At 71.8% G+C, this 17,074-nt stretch carries 14 protein-coding genes; 7 read left to right on the plus strand and 7 right to left on the minus strand.

Annotated features, from left to right (window positions below; translation table 11 throughout):
- A partial coding sequence (locus HNO83_RS20180) for an Rv3235 family protein (RefSeq protein ID WP_249776390.1) occupies positions 1–564 on the plus strand: 564 nt, incomplete at its 5' end.
- Positions 565–797: 233 nt separating this feature from the next.
- Here the strand turns inward: HNO83_RS20180 and secA are convergent.
- The 6 genes from secA to mtrA form a co-directional block, all read right to left on the minus strand.
- Complete coding sequence (gene secA, locus HNO83_RS00010) at positions 798–3,605, minus strand: preprotein translocase subunit SecA (RefSeq protein WP_175335469.1); 2,808 nt, start codon at positions 3,603–3,605, stop codon at positions 798–800.
- A gap of 237 nt (positions 3,606–3,842) precedes the next feature.
- A complete protein-coding gene (gene hpf / locus HNO83_RS00015) occupies positions 3,843–4,544 on the minus strand; it encodes a ribosome hibernation-promoting factor, HPF/YfiA family (RefSeq protein ID WP_175335470.1) in 702 nt (233 codons plus the stop codon).
- 128 nt (positions 4,545–4,672) lie between these two features.
- Complete coding sequence (locus tag HNO83_RS00020) at positions 4,673–5,371, minus strand: ComF family protein (protein ID WP_217498542.1); 699 nt, start codon at positions 5,369–5,371, stop codon at positions 4,673–4,675.
- Positions 5,372–5,461: 90 nt separating this feature from the next.
- Positions 5,462–7,171: an LpqB family beta-propeller domain-containing protein gene (locus HNO83_RS00025; RefSeq protein WP_217498543.1), complete on the minus strand. Its 1,710-nt coding sequence runs from the start codon at positions 7,169–7,171 to the stop codon at positions 5,462–5,464.
- Positions 7,168–8,796 (minus strand): MtrAB system histidine kinase MtrB, encoded by a 1,629-nt coding sequence (gene mtrB / locus HNO83_RS00030; RefSeq protein ID WP_175335471.1) that lies wholly within the window; start codon positions 8,794–8,796, stop codon positions 7,168–7,170. The genes HNO83_RS00025 and mtrB overlap by 4 nt, the downstream gene beginning before the upstream one ends.
- Positions 8,797–8,811: 15 nt before the next feature.
- A complete protein-coding gene (mtrA, locus tag HNO83_RS00035; protein ID WP_175335472.1) occupies positions 8,812–9,495 on the minus strand; it encodes an MtrAB system response regulator MtrA in 684 nt (227 codons plus the stop codon).
- Positions 9,496–9,671: 176 nt separating this feature from the next.
- Here mtrA and HNO83_RS00040 point away from each other — a divergent pair, with 176 nt between their 5' ends.
- Genes HNO83_RS00040 through HNO83_RS00060 form a run of 5 tightly spaced genes read left to right on the plus strand, consistent with a single transcriptional unit; the run spans position 9,672 to position 15,202 of the window.
- Entirely contained in the window at positions 9,672–10,955 is a 1,284-nt protein-coding gene (locus tag HNO83_RS00040; protein WP_175335473.1) for a DUF7847 domain-containing protein, read from the plus strand.
- Entirely contained in the window at positions 10,940–11,596 is a 657-nt protein-coding gene (locus HNO83_RS00045; RefSeq protein ID WP_175335474.1) for a DUF4129 domain-containing protein, read from the plus strand. Before HNO83_RS00040 ends, HNO83_RS00045 begins: the two co-directional genes overlap by 16 nt.
- A complete protein-coding gene (locus HNO83_RS00050) occupies positions 11,593–12,858 on the plus strand; it encodes a DUF4350 domain-containing protein (protein ID WP_175335475.1) in 1,266 nt (421 codons plus the stop codon). The genes HNO83_RS00045 and HNO83_RS00050 overlap by 4 nt, the downstream gene beginning before the upstream one ends.
- Positions 12,855–13,862 carry an AAA family ATPase gene (locus HNO83_RS00055; RefSeq protein WP_175335476.1) on the plus strand — a complete coding sequence of 336 codons (1,008 nt, stop codon included), beginning with the start codon at positions 12,855–12,857 and terminating at the stop codon, positions 13,860–13,862. Before HNO83_RS00050 ends, HNO83_RS00055 begins: the two co-directional genes overlap by 4 nt.
- Positions 13,863–13,870: 8 nt before the next feature.
- Positions 13,871–15,202 carry a DUF58 domain-containing protein gene (locus HNO83_RS00060; RefSeq protein WP_175335477.1) on the plus strand — a complete coding sequence of 444 codons (1,332 nt, stop codon included), beginning with the start codon at positions 13,871–13,873 and terminating at the stop codon, positions 15,200–15,202.
- Between the two features lie 4 nt (positions 15,203–15,206).
- Here HNO83_RS00060 and HNO83_RS00065 read toward each other — a convergent pair whose 3' ends face one another.
- Entirely contained in the window at positions 15,207–16,202 is a 996-nt protein-coding gene (locus HNO83_RS00065; protein ID WP_175335478.1) for a stage II sporulation protein M, read from the minus strand.
- A gap of 17 nt (positions 16,203–16,219) precedes the next feature.
- Between HNO83_RS00065 and HNO83_RS00070 the strand changes: the two genes are divergently transcribed.
- Complete coding sequence (locus HNO83_RS00070) at positions 16,220–17,059, plus strand: RDD family protein (RefSeq protein ID WP_175335479.1); 840 nt, start codon at positions 16,220–16,222, stop codon at positions 17,057–17,059.
- Positions 17,060–17,074: the final 15 nt, after the last annotated feature.

The raw sequence follows: 17,074 nt of genomic DNA on the forward strand, positions 1-17,074 counted from the left end.
CGCCCCGCCCGCCTCCGCCGCCCCGGACGCGCGATCGCCACCCGCGCCGCCGGAGGGCGCGACGCCGCCGCCCTCCCCCGTCTCGCCCATCCGGAGTCCGGATTCGACCTCGCTCGCGCAGCGACCGTCCGGTCCCTCCCGCCGGCCGCTCTCGTCCCAGTGCCGCCGATCGGTACCGACGGGGTGGCCCCGCCGCGTCCTGGTCCCGATCTCGTCGACGCGGTCGACCCGAGCCCGGCGGTCCTCTGCTCGGCGCTCGCCCGGTGCGTCGTCGAGATCCTCGCCGGAGCGCGATCGCTCGACCAGGTCGCCCGCTGGGTCTCCGACGCCGTCTACGTGCATCTGCTGCGACGCAACATGCTCGCCCAGCGCGCTCGTCAGGATGCCTCGGACAGCGCCCCGCGGCCCAGAGTCCACATCGGGGATCCGAAGCTCAGCTCGCCGACCAAGGACGTCATCGAGGCTGTCGTCATGGTGCACCAGCCGGCGCGCTCCCGCGCCGTGGCGATCCGGCTCGAACGGCACCGGTCGCGCTGGCGCGCCAGCGCGATCAACGTGCTGTGAGCGCCCGGCGGGCGGCCGCATTCGGTCCGCAAGGCCCGCGCCCCGCCGCGCGCCCGGCGACCGCACGCTGGCGGCAGCAGGCCCGCTGGCGGCAGTGACTGCGCCCTGCCGTCACGTCTGCGGGTGCGCGCGCACCCGCAGACGGTCCCGGAGGGCGCAGTCGCACGATCCGGCTGATGCCGCACGCAGGAAGGGCGGTCCCGGCCGGGACCGCCCTGACCGCTTCGGCGAACTCAGCGCTTCTTGGACTGCGCCCGTCGCTCGGCGCGGTTGGCCGCGGGAGCCTCGTCGGCTGGGACGCGTTGGCCGAAGGCACCGCGCTGGGTGGCCCCCTGCGCGGGCGCCTCCGCCGGGGCGCCTTCCTGCTGCTGGGCGGCGCGCTGGGCACGGGCGGTGGCCGCCTGCTCCAGCTGACCGCGCTGGTTGCGGACCTCGACGCCGCCCTGCTCGCCCGGAGCCGAGTAGCTGAGCTTGGCCTCGCCCTCGCCCCGCGCGAGGCCCTTCGCCGCGACGGCCGGCGACTCGACCTCGCCCGGAGCCTGGTTGACCTCGACCTCCAGGTTGAACAGGAAGCCGATGGTCTCCTCGCGGATCGCGCCCATCATCTGCTGGAACATCGCGAAGCCCTCGCGCTGGTACTCCACCAGCGGGTCGCGCTGCGCCATGGCGCGGAGGCCGATGCCGTCCTTCAGGTAGTCCATCTCGTACAGGTGGTCGCGCCAGCGGCGGTCGATCACCGACAGCACCACGCGGCGCTCCAGCTCGCGCATCGCCGGGGCACCGAGCGACTCCTCGCGCTTCTGGTAGGCGATGCGGGCGTCGGACAGGATCTCGCGACGCATGAACTCGCGGTTGATCTTGCCCCTGTTGCCCGCCTCGGCGATGACCTCGTCGATGGTGACGCCCACCGGGTAGAGCGTCTTCAGCTCCGCCCACAGCGCGTCGAAGTCCCAGTCGTCGCCGCTGCCCTCGCCCGTGTGCTGGTCGAGGATGTCGTCGATCACATCGGTCAGGAACTGCTGCACGCGCTCGTGCAGGTCGTCGCCCTCAAGGATGTGACGGCGGTCGCTGTAGATCGCCTCGCGCTGGCGGTTGAGGACGTCGTCGTACTTCAGGACGTTCTTGCGGATCTCGGCGTTGCGCGCCTCCACCTGCGACTGGGCGCTGCGGATGGCACGGCTGACGACCTTGGACTCGATCGCCATGTCGTCCGGGACGCTGCTCCGGCCCATCAGGCTCTCGGCCGCGCCGGAGTTGAACAGCCGCATCAGGTCGTCGGTGAGCGACAGGTAGAAGCGGCTCTCGCCCGGGTCGCCCTGACGGCCGGAGCGACCGCGCAGCTGGTTGTCGATGCGGCGGGATTCGTGGCGCTCGGTGCCGAGCACGTACAGACCGCCGGCCGCGATGACCTTCTCGGCCTCCTCGGCGACCTGCTCCTTGACCTTCGTGAAGACCTCTTCCCAGGCGGCCTCGTACTCGTCGGGCGTCTCGACCGGTGACAGGCCGCGGGCGTTCATCTCGGCGACCGCGATGAACTCCGAGTTGCCGCCGAGCATGATGTCGGTGCCTCGACCGGCCATGTTCGTCGCGACGGTGACGGCTCCGAGCCGGCCGGCCTGGGCGACGATCGCCGCCTCGCGAGCGTGGTTCTTCGCGTTCAGCACCTCGTGGCGCACGCCCTTCTTGGCGAGCAGGCGCGACAGGTACTCGCTCTTCTCCACCGAGGTGGTGCCGACGAGGACGGGCTGCCCCTTCTCGTGGCGCTTCGCGATGTCCTCGACGACCTGGTCGAACTTCGCCTTCTCGTTCTTGTAGACGAGGTCGGACTGGTCGATGCGCTGCATCGGCTTGTTCGTCGGGATCGGGACCACCCCGAGCTTGTAGGTGCTCATGAACTCGGCCGCCTCGGTCTCGGCGGTACCGGTCATGCCGGACAGCTTCTTGTAGAGGCGGAAGTAGTTCTGCAGCGTGACCGTGGCGAGGGTCTGGTTCTCGGCCTTGACCTCGACGCCCTCCTTGGCCTCGATCGCCTGGTGGATGCCCTCGTTGTAGCGGCGGCCGACCAGGATGCGGCCGGTGTGCTCGTCGACGATGAGCACCTCGCCGTTCATCACGACGTAGTCCTTGTCGCGCTTGAACAGGGCGTTCGCCTTGATGGCGTTGTTCAGGAACGAGATCAGCGGGGTGTTGGCCGACTCGTAGAGGTTGTCGATGCCGAGGTAGTCCTCGACCTTCTCGATGCCGGGCTCGAGCACGCCGACGGTGCGCTTCTTCTCGTCGACCTCGTAGTCCACTTCGGGGGTGAGGCGCTTGGCGAGGTTGGCGAACTCGTTGAACCAGCGGTTCGCCTCGCCGGACGACGGTCCGGAGATGATGAGCGGCGTGCGCGCCTCGTCGATCAGGATCGAGTCGACCTCGTCGACGATCGCGAAGAAGTGTCCGCGCTGAACCATGTCGCTGGCCTGCCACGCCATGTTGTCGCGCAGGTAGTCGAAGCCGAACTCGTTGTTCGTGCCGTAGGTGATGTCGGCCGCGTACATCTCACGGCGCTCCTCGGGGGTCTGCCCCGCGAGGATCACGCCGGTCGACATGCCGAGGGCGCGGAAGACACGGCCCATCAGCTCCGACTGGTAGCTGGCCAGGTAGTCGTTGACGGTGACGACGTGGACGCCGCGGCTCGCGATCGCGTTCAGGTACGCCGCGGTCGTGGCGACGAGGGTCTTGCCCTCACCGGTCTTCATCTCGGCGATGTTGCCGAGGTGGAGGGCGGCCCCTCCCATGATCTGCACGTCGAAGTGACGCATGCCCAGCGTGCGCTTGGCGGCCTCGCGGACCGCGGCGAACGCCTCCGGCAGCAGGTCGTCGAGGGATTCGCCGTTGCCGTACCGCTCTCGCAGTTCGACCGTCTCGTGCGCGAGTTCCTCGTCGGTGAGTTCGCTGAAATCGTCTTCGAGGGCGTTGACCGCCTTCGCGTACGCCTCCAGCCGACGGAGGGTGCGACCCTCGCCGACACGGAGGACCTTTTCCAGAACTGAGGCCACTGATGCACTCCACTTATGATCGGTCGGGCTCACGGCCCGGCGCCCCGGCGGACGCACGCCGTACGGCAGACTCCGCCGACGCTATGGACATGCTACTTGTTCAGCCCCCGCGTTCGACCCGTGCGTCCTGAGAGGCACCTCAACGTCGCCTCCGAACGGTCACCGACGCGCGAGGCGCCGATGGCGACCGCCGCCCGGGCGGCCGCCATCGGCGCAGTCACGCGATCGGAGCGGACGTCAGCCGAGCTTGCGCGCGGCGGTGGCCACCTCCTGCAGCTCTTCGGCGTCCTCGTCGAGTGAGATCACGCCGTAGTCCCACCCCTTGCGGCGGTAGACCACACTCGGGCGCTGCGTCTCCTGGTCGACGAACAGGTAGAAGTCGTGGCCGACGAGCTCCATGTAATACAGAGCGTCGTCGACGGTCATGGGCACGGAGGCGAAGACCTTCTTGCGGATGACGACCGGGCAGTACTCCTCCTCGGCCTCCGTCTTCTCCTCCGTCTCATCGGACACGGCAGGCAGGCTGCCGGTGCGAACCTGGTCGAGCACGGCGACAGGAGCCGCCGCGAGCCCGACCGCACTGAAGCCGTCGGTGCTCGCCTCACGCAAGGAGGTCGGCCTGTGCTGACCGCGATGAACCTTCCTCCGGTCCTTCGCACGCCGCACGCGCTCGAGGAGCTTGCCGAGCGCGATGTCGAAGGCGGCGTACTTGTCCGTCCCCGTCGCCTCCGATCGCACGACGGCCTTCGGCCCGACGAGCGTGAGCTCGACCCGATCGTCGCCGTTCTGCCCACCGAGCTTCTCGTTGTGCCGGCTGACCTTGATCTCGAATGAGATCGCGCGTTCGGCCAGGTGCGACACCTTCTCCGACTTCTCGGTGGCGTACTCCCGGAAACGATCAGTGATGTCCAGGTTGCGTCCGATGATGTTGATGTCCATGAAGACCTCCCTGATCTGGCGCGATGTCCGCCCGGGATCAAGAAGGGCGGATCGCTCTCGCCTTTCCGACTACCGTAGTGCCGTCTCCCCCATTAGGAAACCGGAAAACACACGGCATTTCCCCGAGGTCACCTGAGCATCGCCTCAGCACCCGCCGAAGAGCGGCGAGGCGTGCTCGCAATGGTCGCCGCCCCCACCACCCTGCCGCCTGCCGCACTGATCGCCCGGGCCGCCTCCGCGACCGTCGCGCCCGAGGTGACGATGTCGTCGACGATGAGACACTCCCGTCCCGCGAGGCGCCGCGAGGCGACCATGCTGCCCTCCCGGTTGCCGGACCGCTCTCCTGCCGAGAGGCCGGCCTGATCGGCCGTCTGGCGCGAGAGGCGCAGCGCGCGCCACAGTGGAGGGACGAGGATGTGGGCCCTCGCCAGGACCGAACGGGTCGGATGGTATCCGCGTCGCCGCCACGCGGCCCGCGTCGACGGGATCAACACTGGCAGGAGCGCGTGCTGCTCCCCGGCGCCGGCCGGCGCGTGCCGCTGGGCCTCGGCGATCGCGGCGCGGAGAGCGCGCCCGAGCGCTCGGGCCACATCGACCCTGCCGCCGTCTTTGTACGCGAGGAGCACGCGCCGCGCGATGCCCTCGTACTGCAGTGCCGAGCACACGGGGACGCCGCGGGCGCGGTGGACGCTGGCCGAGGGACGTACGGCTTCGAGGCACGCGTCGCACAGCGACCGGTCGGGCCGGCCGCAGCCGGCGCACCGCACGGGGAGGACCACCGCGGCAGCGTCGAGAAGGGAATCGCGGATCAGGGTGTGAGCTGTCATGATCCGAGCCTCGTGGGTCGCCGCCGCCGGTGGAGCCGGAGGACCGGAACTGTGGAGAACGTCCGAGCCGCCGCGGTTGTGGACGGGTCGCTAGGGCTGCCCCTGCTGCACCGCGACCGCTCCCACCTTGTCGGTCTGCGCCTGCCAGCCGGTGCCCGTGGGCGCCAGCAGAGTCCCGTCGGCGCTCAGGACGACGTAGGGGGCGAGCCCCGACGCGCCGACGATGGTCCGGCCGCTCGCCGGCCCCGCGGTCGTGGTCTGCTCGCCGCCGACGGTCTGCTGGACGATGCTCGTCGCCTCGCCGGAGGTCGTGCTGAGAACGGCGACCGTGATGTCGCTCGTCCACGCAGCCGACCGCGGGGTGCCGTCGGGAACCGCCAGCTCGATCGGATCCGTCAGCGACAGGGGCGACCCGTTGCCGTTGCGGACGATGCCGGCCGCCATCAGCGAGTAGCCGGTCGTCGTGCGCAGGAGGGCTGCCACGCGCGTCCCGTCCCGGGAGACCGCGAGCGAGAGGATCGCGGTCGCTCCCGGCCAGTCGACGGCGACGGGATGCGGCTCGCCGCCGTTCGGCGTCGTGACCTGGATCGCCCGCGGCGACTCCAGCGGCACGGACCACACCCAGCCGTCCGGGTCGACCGACGGTCCGATCAGCCCGGACCGCGAGTCCACGCGCACCGGCTCGCCGCTCTTCCGGACGGAGTACACGCCCCCGGCCGAGAGCACCGCCGCCTGGTCGCGCGCCGCGGTGAGGCTCACCGCCGTCGGCTGGAGGGCGACGATCTTGTCGCTCATCCCGCTGAGCGCACTCACGGTGTCGCCGTTCAGCGAACCGAAGACGTCGCCGCGGGAGACGAACGGGTGCGAGTCGACCGGCGGGTTCCGCAGCGGGAGGGCCGACGCACCGAGCGAGGGCACCTGCTGGACGTTCCCCTCGATCGAGAGCTGGACGGTCTGCGCGAGACTGCCCAGCGACTGCTCCAGCTGATACTGCATCCGCTGCAGCTGCACGGGGTCCGCCTGCCCGGCCTCCGAACTCAGGTCCACCTGCGCCACTCCGCCCGCGGTCGTCACCGACGGAACGGCGAGCTGCGTGCCCTTCGGGAAGGAGGTGGCGACAGCGCCGGTCAGCCACGGCGCGGGACCGGCGAGCAAGGCGCTCGCCACCCGGGTCGCCGCGGAGGCGACACGGGCCGGGAACCAGCGCGCGTCCGGGACCAGGTACGCCCAGCCCGGGCTGTAGAAGTACAGCGTCTGCTGCGAGTACACCGCACGGAAGGTGGGGTCGTCGATGACCACGCCGTTCGGAGCCACGGCGATCCGCCATTCGCCGTTCTCCCGCACCAGCTGATAGTTGAGCCCCACCGGCGCCGTGCTGGCGACCGGGTGGAAGGCGCCGACCGCGTCCACATTCGCCACGGGCGTGACCTCCACGCGCCACAGCGTGCCCTGGTCGTCGTACGAACGGTTGCGGCCGTCGTCGACGGTGACCGACTCGTCCGGGTTCCAGCTCGCGGCCATCGACCGGGAGAGGTACTCGCGGGCGATCGCGAAATTGTTCTTCGGGTTGGAGGCAGCGTCGATGAAGCCCTGCACGATGCGCTGCTGACTGGCGCCCTTCTCGGGCGGCGACGGGTTGAAGTCCAGGTCGAGCGGGTCGTTCACCTGGGCGACGGGCGCGCCCTGCCGGACGGGGCCGGAGTCCGGGATGCTCGCGCACGCGGCGAGCGCGGCGAGCAGCACCACCGCGAGCGACGAGACCGCCGCCCGCACCGCCCGCTTCGGACCGCTCCGGCTCATGCGTGCGCCTCGCTTCCCGAACTCGCGCTCTGCGGCATCGTCGCCCCGGCGTCGGCCGGCGGCAGCGGGAGGGGGGACGCGGTGATCTCACGCCCGACCACACGCGGGAGGGTCAGCCGGAAGCAGGATCCGGCTCCGGGCGCGGACCACACCTGCAGCCAGCCCGAGTGGAGTGTCGCGTCCTCGAGCGAGATCGCGAGGCCGAGCCCCGTGCCGCCGAGGGTGCGCTTGCGCGAGGGGTCGGCGCGCCAGAACCGGTCGAAGACGTGGCCGGTGTCCTGCGGGTTCATCCCGATGCCGTAGTCGCGCACGGTGAGCGCGACGGCGCTCTCGTTGCTGTCGACGGTGACCACCACCGGCCGGCCCTCGCCGTGCTCGATGGCGTTGCCGATGAGGTTGCGCACCACGCGGCGGATGCGGCGGGGGTCCATCGGGACGTCGAAGTAGCCGCCCGGCGCGTCGAGGGTCAGCTCCGACCCGTTCTGCTCGGCCAGCGTCCGCAGCTCGTCGACGCAGTCCTCGGCGAGCCGGACCAGGTTGGTCGGCTCCGCATCGAGCACGACGGAGCCGGCATCGTAGCGGCTGATCTCGAGCAGGTCGGAGAGCAGCCGGTCGAACCGCTCGACCTGGGTGTGCAACAGCTCGGCGGTGCGGGCGGTCGCCGGCGCGAAGCCCTCCCGCTGGTCGTAGATGACATCGCCGGCGAGCCGGATGGTGGTGAGCGGCGTCCGCAGCTCGTGCGACACGTCCGACACGAAGCGCTGCTGCAGTTGCGACAGCGTCGCGAGCTGGTTGATCTGGCTCTGCAGGCTGTCCGCCATCCCGTTGAAGGAGCGCGCCAGCGACGCGAAGACGTCCTCGCCCTTCTCCGGGATGCGGACGGCGAGGTCGCCCGCGGCCAGCCGCTCACTCGTCTGCGCGGCCACCCGGATGGGCTCGACGACGAAGCGGACGATGACCCAGGTGATCGCTCCGATCAGCAGCACCAGCGCGAGCCCGGCGAGCAGCAGCGTGCTCTGCACGAACAGCAGCGTGTTCTCGGAGTCGCGCAGGTTGTAGCCGATGTAGAGCTCGTACTTGCCGTACGACGGAAGCGTCAGCTGCGAGCCGACGACGATCCCGGGGTCCGTGTTCCCGCCCGCCGCGGGGAGCGCCACCGATTGGTAGTACTGCTTCGTCCCGCCGTTCTGCACCTTCTCCCGCAGCTCGGGCGAGATCACGGAGTTGATGGCGGGGCTGCCGCGGTCGGGTGGCGCGAGCACCCCCGTGTCCTGGCCCGGCACGCGGTAGGCGGCCACCAGGCGGCTCGACGTCGAGGCCTGAACGCTCTGGAGCACGGTGTTGAGCAGATTCTTCCCCGCGTCGCCCGAGGACACGTCGGACGCGTTCAGGGTCGACTGGGCTGTGGTCGTCGCCCTCGACGAGTCGCGCAGCGCCTGGTCGAGGCGCGACTGATACAGGTCGTTGCTGATGCTGAGCGCCATGTAGACGCCGGTGGCGAGGATGGCGACGCCCGTGAGCAGAAGGGTGATCGCCACCGTCCGCAGCTGCAGGGACCTGCGCCACAGGTGGGCGATCCGGCCCGGCGCCTGGCGCCATCCGTCCCGCGTCGGCCACCAGCGCATCCCGGTCTCCGTCTGCTACGCGGCCGCGCCGGCGCGGTAGCCGACGCCGCGCACGGTCATGACGATCTTCGGGTTGTCCGGATCCTGCTCCACCTTCGCGCGGAGCCGCTGGACGTGCACGTTCACGAGGCGCGTGTCCGCCTTGTAGTGGTAGCCCCACACCTGCTCGAGCAGCATCTCGCGGGTGAACACCTGCTGCGGCTTGGAGGCGAGGGCGAGCAGGAGGTCGAACTCCAGCGGTGTCAGCGCGATGCGGGCGTCGCCCCGGCGGACCTCGTGGCCGGCGACGTCGACGACGAGGTCGCCGACGGTCAGCTCGTCGGAGGGCGGCGCGGCGGGAGCCGGGCGGAGCCGGGTGCGGATGCGCGCCACGAGCTCCTTCGGGTTGAAGGGCTTCACCATGTAGTCGTCGGCACCCGACTCCAGTCCCTTGACCACGTCGGCGGTGTCGGACTTCGCGGTGAGCATGATGATCGGCGTGCCGGACTCGGCCCGGATGCGGCTGCAGACCTCGATGCCGTCGAGGCCGGGGAGCATGAGGTCGAGGAGGACGAGGTCGGGCTTGGCTGACCGGAAGACGTCCACTGCGAGCGAGCCGTCCTCGCAGAAGACGGGGTCGAAGCCCTCGGTGCGCAGGACGATGCCGATCATCTCCGCAAGCGCGGTGTCGTCGTCGACCACCAGGATGCGACTAGTCATGTCGGATGTTCCCCGAACCCCTCTCGAGCGGCCTCAGCCGCGATACGACATGACCAGCGTAATGGAACGGGGCTGGCACCGGCTTGAATGAAAGCCCTGTGTGCCCTGTGGATGGGGCATCGCGCGGTGGGCCGATGTGCCAGCATGGGAGCTACGCGGGGACGGAAGGGCACGGGGTGAGCGACGAGCAGACGTGGCGGGCGCCAGGATCCGGTGGGGGCGACCCCGCACAGGGCGGCGAGCCGCAGGGCCAGCGGGGGCAGCCGCAGCAGCCACCGTACGGGCAGCCGCAGCAGCCACCGTACGGGCAGCAGCCGCCGTACGGGCAGCAGCAATGGCAGCAGCAGCCGGGCTGGCAGCAGGGCTACCCGCCTCCCGGCGCGCAACCCGCCTGGACGCCGCCGCCGAAGCCCGGCCTCATCCCGCTGCGTCCGCTCACGCTCGGGCCCCTCCTCGCCGCGCCCTTCCAGGCGCTCCGGCGCAACCCGAGGATCACCGTCGGCGCGGCCCTGCTGCTGCAGGGCATCCCGCAGATCGTGGTGACCGTCGTCATCGCGGGGGCCGCCGCCTTCCTCGTCAGCCGCGTCGCCTCCGGCGAGGCGCAGGACCAGCCGGCGCTGCAGGCCGGGCTGGTCGGTGGCGGGATCGTGCTCGGGGCGCTCGCGCTCGTCATCTCCACCGTCTTCAGCGGCCTCCTCCAGGGCGTCATCGTCGGCGAGGTGGCGCGCGAGTCGCTCGGCGAGAAGCTCACCTTCGGCGCGCTGTGGCGGCTCGTCCGCGGCCGGCTGGGAGCGCTGATCGGCTGGACGCTGCTCTTCGCCCTCGCCTGGATCGTCGCGGTCGCCCTCGTCGTCGCGATCGCGTTCGCGCTCGCCACCATCGGCGGCACGGCCGGCGTGATCGGCACCGTCCTCGTCGGCATCTTCGGCGCGCTCGCGCTCATCGTGCTCGCGTTCTGGGTCAACACGAAGCTCGCCATGGTGCCGAGCGCGATCGTGCTGGAGCGGCTGCCGCTGACGGCGGCGGTCGCCCGTTCGTGGCGCCTCACCACCGGCTACTTCTGGCGCACACTCGGCATCATCCTGCTCGTCGGCGTCATCGTCTGGGCCATCACGCAGGCGGTGACGACCCCGTTCGGATTCCTCGGCATCCTGATCGGCGGCGTGGTCGCCCCGACCTCCGCGACCTCGACCGATCCGCTGACCGAGGTGCTGGTGGCGCAGCTGAGCGTCAACGTGCTCGCGAGCGTGGTCGGCGCCATCGTCGGCGCGATCGGGAGCGTCATCCAGACCGCCGCCGTCGCGCTCCTCTACATCGACCTCCGGATGCGCAAGGAGGGTCTCGACCTGGAGCTCGTCCGGTTCGTGGAGGGACGCCAGACCGGTCAGGACCTCCCGGACCCGTACCTCCCTCCGGCACGGCCGGCCGCGGCGCCTCCCGCCGGGTGGCCCGCCGGCTGATCGTGGTGCCCTTCGACATCCCGGTCGACCCCAGCTCGCCGGAGGCGCAGGAGTGGCTGCGTGAGGAGTTGTCGCGCCCGGAATACCAGGCGGCGAAGCCGACCTGGTTCGACCTGGCCTCCAAGGCCGTGTTCGACTGGATCCGCTCGCTCTTCACAGGACCGGCCGGGAACGCCACCTCGGTGATCGTCGTGGCGATCCTCCTCGTCCTGGCCGGCCTGATCGTGGCCGCGTTCCTGATCTACGGCCGCCCGCGCTTCAATCGCAGGTCCGCCGACGAACGCTCCTCCCTCTTCGGCTCGGAGCTGCGCACCGCGCGGGAACTCCGCGCCTCGTCCGAGAGTGCTGCGCGCGCCGGCGACTGGGCCACGGCCATCGAAGAGCGGTTCCGCGCGATCGCCGCGGCCCTCCACGAACGGACGCTGGTGCGCGTCTCCCCCGGGACGACCGCCACCGAGTTCTCCCGCCGCGCGGCGGCCGTGTTCGGGGACGAGGCGTACGCCCTCCTTGCGGCGGCGCGCTCCTTCGACGAGGTGCGCTACCTCGAGCGACCCGGGACGGAGTCCGCCTACCAGCAGGCCGTCGCCCTCGATCAGCGCCTCGAAGCCGCACGTGTCGCCCTGCCGGCGGTGCCGGTATGACCACCGCAGCGCCTGAGCGCGGACGCACCGAGACGTCGGCGCCGGAGACGGCCACGGCCGTCTCCCCGACCGTCCGCCAGACCACCCGCCGCGCCGTCCCGTGGCTGATCCTCGCCGCGATCGCCGTCGCGGTGGCCGTGTTCGGCATCCTGCTGACCGGCGGCCGCGCCGACCAGGGCACACCGCTGGACGCGAAGAACCCTGCTCCGGGCGGGGCGAAGGCGGTCGCGCAGGTGCTCCGCTCCCACGGCGTGGACGTGCGGACGGCGGACACGCTGAAGGCGGCACAGGACGCGGCGGCCGACGACGCCACCGTGCTCGTCTACGACCCCGACGGCAACCTCACAGCGGACCATTACCGGGCGCTGGCCACCGACGGACTCACCCTGGTGCTGGTCGAGCCCGACTTCCAGGCGCTCCGGACCGTCGCACCCGAGGTCGCGGCGGCAGGCTCCCCCGGCGGTCCCGTCCGCGCAGGCTGCGACGTTCCCGCGGCCGAGCGGGCGGAGCGCATCGACCCGCGCGCCGTCTCGGACCAGAGCGCCGGATATCCCGGCACCTTCCGGGTCTCCGGCGACGACGACGCCGCGTGCTTCACGGACCGCGACGGCCGGGCCTCCCTGGTGCGGACGACGTTCGACGACTCCACGGTGTACCTGCTCGGCTCCTCCAGCGTGCTCACGAACGAGGGCGTCGAACGGCTCGGCAACGCCGCACTCGCCCTCAACCTGCTCGGGAGCCACCGGACGCTGGTCTGGTACCTGCCGTCGGTCGACGACCGGCCGGTCACCGGGCCGCCGGACATCGCCGCGCTCACCCCGGGCTGGGTCACTCCGGTCATGCTGCTGCTCGGCGCGGTCTTCGTGGCCGCCGCGGTCTGGCGCGGCCGACGGTTCGGCCCTCTCGTGGTCGAGAAGCTGCCCGTCGTGGTGCGCGCAGGGGAGACCCGGGAGGGCAGGGCCCGGCTCTATCAGCGCTCCAGCGCCCGCCTGCGCGCCGCCGACGCGCTGCGGATCGGCTCGATCGGCCGGCTCGCCGCGACGGCGGGGCTGCCGTCGACCGCGACGACGCCGGAGGTGGCCGACGCCGTCGCCGCCCTCACCCGCCGCGACCGTGGAGGAGTGCATGACCTGCTCCTCGGCCGCATCCCGCGCACCGATCGCGACCTCATCGCGCTCTCCGACGATCTGGCGGAGCTCGAACGCGCCGCCCGTGCCGCCGTTACGCCCGCCTCGGGCCCGACCGGAAGAATGGACGAATGACCGACGTGACGACGGGGGCTCCGGCCCCCTCCTCCCCCGGCTCCACCGCGGATGCCGCCCGACTGCGCGGCGCGCTCGGTGCCGTCCGCGCCGAGGTGGGGAAGGCGGTGGTCGGCCAGGACGGCGCGGTCACCGGGCTGATCATCGCGCTGCTGGCGCGCGGCCACGTGCTGCTCGAGGGCGTGCCCGGCGTCGCGAAGACGCTGCTGGTCCGGTCGCTCAGCCAGGCCCTCAACCTCGACACCAAGCGCGTGCAGTTCACCCCCGACCTCATGCCGGGCGATGTGACCGGCTCGCTCGTCTACGACGCGCAGACCGGCGGATTCGTGTTCCGCGAGGGGCCCGTGTTCACCAACATCCTGCTGGCCGACGAGATCAACCGGACGCCGCCGAAGACGCAGTCGGCGCTGCTGGAGGCGATGGAGGAGCGCCAGGTCAGCGTCGACGGCGTCAGCCGCCGCCTGCCCGACCCGTTCATCGTGGCCGCGACGCAGAACCCGATCGAGTACGAGGGCACCTACGCGCTCCCGGAGGCCCAGCTCGACCGGTTCCTGCTCAAGCTGACGCTCGATGTTCCGGAGCGCGACACCGAGGTGGAGGTGCTGCGGCGCCACGCGGCCGGATTCAATCCGCGCGACCTCACCGCGGCCGGGGTGACGCCGGTGCTCGGCGCCGCCGAGCTCGCGGCCGCCCGCGAGTCCGCCGCTTCCGTCGGGGCGAACGCGGACGTCCTCGCGTACATCGTCGACCTCGCCCGGGCGACGCGTCGCAGCCCGTCGGTGAAGCTCGGCGTCAGCCCCCGCGGCACGACCGCTCTGCTCGCCGCAGCGAAGGCATGGGCGTGGCTGTCCGGCTACGACTCGATCACGCCGGACCACGTGCAGGCGATGCTCGTGCCGGTCTGGCGGCACCGCATCCAGCTGCGCCCGGAGGCGGAGCTCGAGGGCGTCGGCGCGGATGCGATCCTGCAGTCGATCGTGCAGCAGGTCCAGGTCCCGATCTAGGCGCCGCTGTGACCGTATCCGGACGTTTCGTCGCCCTGCTCGCCTTCGGCGTCGTGCCCGTCGTGCTGCTCGGCGCGAGCACCGCGACGGCGTATCTCGCGCTCGCCGGGTGGATCGCGCTGTGCGTCGCGCTCGGCCTGGTCGACCTCCTGCTGGCGGCCTCCCCGCGGGCCGTGGCGCTCCAGCGGACGCTGCCCGCGCGCGTCCGCCTCGGCACCGAGGCGCTGTCCGAGCTGTACGTGACCAACGCCGGCCGCCGGATGCTGCGCGGCACGGTGCGCGACGCGTGGGAGCCGTCGGCGGCGGCCCAGCCGTCCCGGACGCGCGTGGCCATCCCCGCTGGCGAGCGCCGCGTCGTGCAGACCTCGCTCCGCCCCTGGCGGCGCGGCGAGCGCCGGGTGCGGAACGTCACCGTCCGGGCCTGGGGCCCGCTGCACCTGTGGGCGCGGCAGGCGACCCTCGAGGCGCCGGGCCGCATCCGCGTGCTCCCGCCGTTCACGGCTCGCAAGCACCTGCCCTCTCGGCTGGCCCGGTTGCGCGAGCTGGAGGGCAGCACGACGGTGCTGCTCCGCGGCCAGGGCACCGAGTTCGACTCGCTGCGCGAGTACGTGCGCGGCGACGACGTGCGCTCGATCGACTGGCGGGCGACCGCGCGCCGGCACGACCCGACGGGCGGGAGCGGCGCCCGCGTGATGGTGCGCACATGGCGGCCGGAGCGCGACCGCCGGGTCGTCATCGTGATTGACTCGGCGAGGACGTCGGCGGCCCGGGTCTCGGACGAGCCGCGGCTCGACACCGCCTTCGAGTCGGCGCTGCTGCTCGCGGCGCTGGCGACGCGCGCCGGCGACCGCGTCGACCTCGTCGCCTACGACCGGGTGCTGCGCGGGCGGGTGCAGGGCGCGAGCGGGCCGGAGCTGTTGGCCCGGATGGTGGACGCGATGGCCGGGATCGACCCGGCACTCATCGAGATGGACTGGAGCGCGATCCCGGCGCAGGTCTCCGCGGTGACCTCGCAGCGGTCGCTGGTGGTGCTGCTGACCTCGATCGAGTCGCCCGGCGCGTCGCGCGGTCTGCTGTCGGTGCTCCCCCAGCTCACCGAGAAGCATCTCGTGGTCGTCGCGAGCGTGACGGATCCGGACACCATTGCGGCCACCCACCAGCGCCAAGACCGCGACGAGGTTTACCGTGCTGCGGCAGCGGAGCGGGCGCTGCTCGACGTCAGCCGGGTCTCCGCGGCGGTGCGCCGGCTCGGCGGCGACGTGGTCACCGGCTCCCCGGCCGATCTCCCGCCGGCCCTGGCCGACCGCTACCTGGCCTTGAAGGCCGCCGGCCGCCTCTGAGCCCTCAGCCCGCGACGATGCGCCGGGCGCCCGCCTCGAACTCGGTGAGGTCGCCGGTCTCGCCCGAGCGGACCGCACGGCGGCCGAGAACGAGCATGTAGGCGAGGAACGCCGCGAGGGCGAGCGCGCCGATCCCGATCTTCGCCCAGACCGGCAGGCCGGACGGCGTCACGAAGCCCTCGATCAGGCCGGAGACGAACAGCGAGATGGCGCAGCCGACCGCGACGGTGAACAGCGCGCGGCCGTCCTCGGCGAGCGCCTGTCCCCGCGTGCGCGCCCCCGGCGCGATCCAGGCCCAGAAGATGCGCAGGCCCGCTGCGGCGGCGACGAAGACGCTGGTGAGCTCCAGGAGGCCGTGCGGCAGGATGTAGGAGAACATCACGTCTCCTCGCCCGTACGCGAACATGACACCGGCGGCCGTGCCGACGCCGATGGCGTTCTGGAGCAGCACGTACGGCACGTACAGGCCGGTGATGCCGAACGCGATGCACTGCGCGGCGATCCAGGCGTTGTTGGTCCATACCTGCCCGGCGAACGACGCGGCCGGGTTGTTCGAGTAGTAGTCGATGAACTCGTGCTCGACGTAGCGGCGGAGGTTCGCGTCGGAGCCGAGGTTGCGCAGCACCTCCGGGTTGCCGGTGATCCACAGCGCGTACAGCGTCGCCACCACGATCGTGGCCACCGCGACGGCCAGCACGATCCAGCGCAGCCGGTAGAGGGTGGCGGGCAGCTGGAGCACGAAGAAGCGCGGCAGTTGCGCGAACAGGTTCGCGCCTGCACCCGTGAAGCGCAGGCGCGCCGACGACAGCGCGAGCGACAGCCGGTCGCCCACCGCGGTCGAGCCCGCGCTCGTCTGGATCGCGGACAGATCGGCTGCGCTCGACTGGTACAGATCGATCAGCCGGTCGGCCTCCGCGCCGTCGAGGCGTCGCTTCTTGGCCAGCCGGGAGAGCTCCTCCCAGTCGGCGCTCCGTGCGGCGGTGTAGGCGTCGAGGTCCATCTGCTTAGATGATATCTATGATGCAGGCCGGGCCGGGAAGCACCGCGCACGCCGAGGAGGATGTGCTCACCGGGGAGGCCGTCGCCCTCGACGTGAAACCGGCCAGCTACGTGCTCCGTGCCGCAGGCACCATCATCGACTTCATCGTCTACGTCCTGGTGATGATCGGCTGCTTGCTGCTGGTCACCTACACGGGAGCCGGTCTCGACGATGCGCAGTCCCGCATCCTGCTGATCGTCATCCCGGTGTTCGGGATGGTCGTGCTGCCGACGACGGTCGAGCTGGCGACCCGGGGCCGCTCGCTCGGCAAGCTGGCCGTCGGGGCCCGGATCGTCCGCGACGACGGCGGAGCCATCGGGTTCCGGCATTCGCTGATCCGCGCCCTGGTCGGCGTGATCGAGATCTTCCTCACCTTCGGCGGGATCGCCGCGCTCACCGGCCTCCTCAACTCGCGCTCCAAGCGCCTCGGCGACCTGCTCGCCGGCACGTACAGCCAATTGGTGCGCGTGCCCGCGCCCCAGCCGCTCACCCTCTACCTCGCGCCCCATCTCGTCGGCTGGGCGCAGACCGCGGACGTGGCGCGCCTGCCCGACCGCCTCTCCCGGCGCATCGCGCAGTTCGTGCGGCAGGCGCCCGCCCTCACCCCCGCGGCCCGAGCGGGGCTCAGCACGGAGCTCGCCCGCGAGGCGGCGGCGTACGTCTCGCCGCTGCCTCCGGTGGACGCGGAGACCTTCCTCGTCGCCGTCGCGATCCTGCGGCGCGAGCGCGACGCCCGCGGCCTGGCGCTCGAACGCGGCCGGCTGGACCGGCTCGAGCCGGTGCTCGACGCGCTGCCGCACGGCTTCCCCGAGCGCTGAACCGCCGCACTCCTT

Origin of the sequence: Leifsonia sp. C5G2 (assembly GCF_013359685.1) — a bacterium.
GTDB lineage: Bacteria > Actinomycetota > Actinomycetes > Actinomycetales > Microbacteriaceae > Leifsonia.

Coding starts and splice junctions, on each gene's coding strand:
- hpf (WP_175335470.1), bottom strand. CDS start 4,544: ATGGACATCAACATCATCGGACGCAACCTGGACATCACTGATCGTTTC.
- HNO83_RS00020 (WP_217498542.1), bottom strand. CDS start 5,371: ATGACAGCTCACACCCTGATCCGCGATTCCCTTCTCGACGCTGCCGCG.
- HNO83_RS00025 (WP_217498543.1), bottom strand. CDS start 7,171: ATGAGCCGGAGCGGTCCGAAGCGGGCGGTGCGGGCGGCGGTCTCGTCG.
- mtrB (WP_175335471.1), bottom strand. CDS start 8,796: ATGCGCTGGTGGCCGACGCGGGACGGATGGCGCCAGGCGCCGGGCCGG.
- mtrA (WP_175335472.1), bottom strand. CDS start 9,495: ATGACTAGTCGCATCCTGGTGGTCGACGACGACACCGCGCTTGCGGAG.
- HNO83_RS00050 (WP_175335475.1), top strand. CDS start 11,593: ATGACCACCGCAGCGCCTGAGCGCGGACGCACCGAGACGTCGGCGCCG.
- HNO83_RS00055 (WP_175335476.1), top strand. CDS start 12,855: ATGACCGACGTGACGACGGGGGCTCCGGCCCCCTCCTCCCCCGGCTCC.
- HNO83_RS00065 (WP_175335478.1), bottom strand. CDS start 16,202: ATGGACCTCGACGCCTACACCGCCGCACGGAGCGCCGACTGGGAGGAG.
- HNO83_RS00070 (WP_175335479.1), top strand. CDS start 16,220: ATGATGCAGGCCGGGCCGGGAAGCACCGCGCACGCCGAGGAGGATGTG.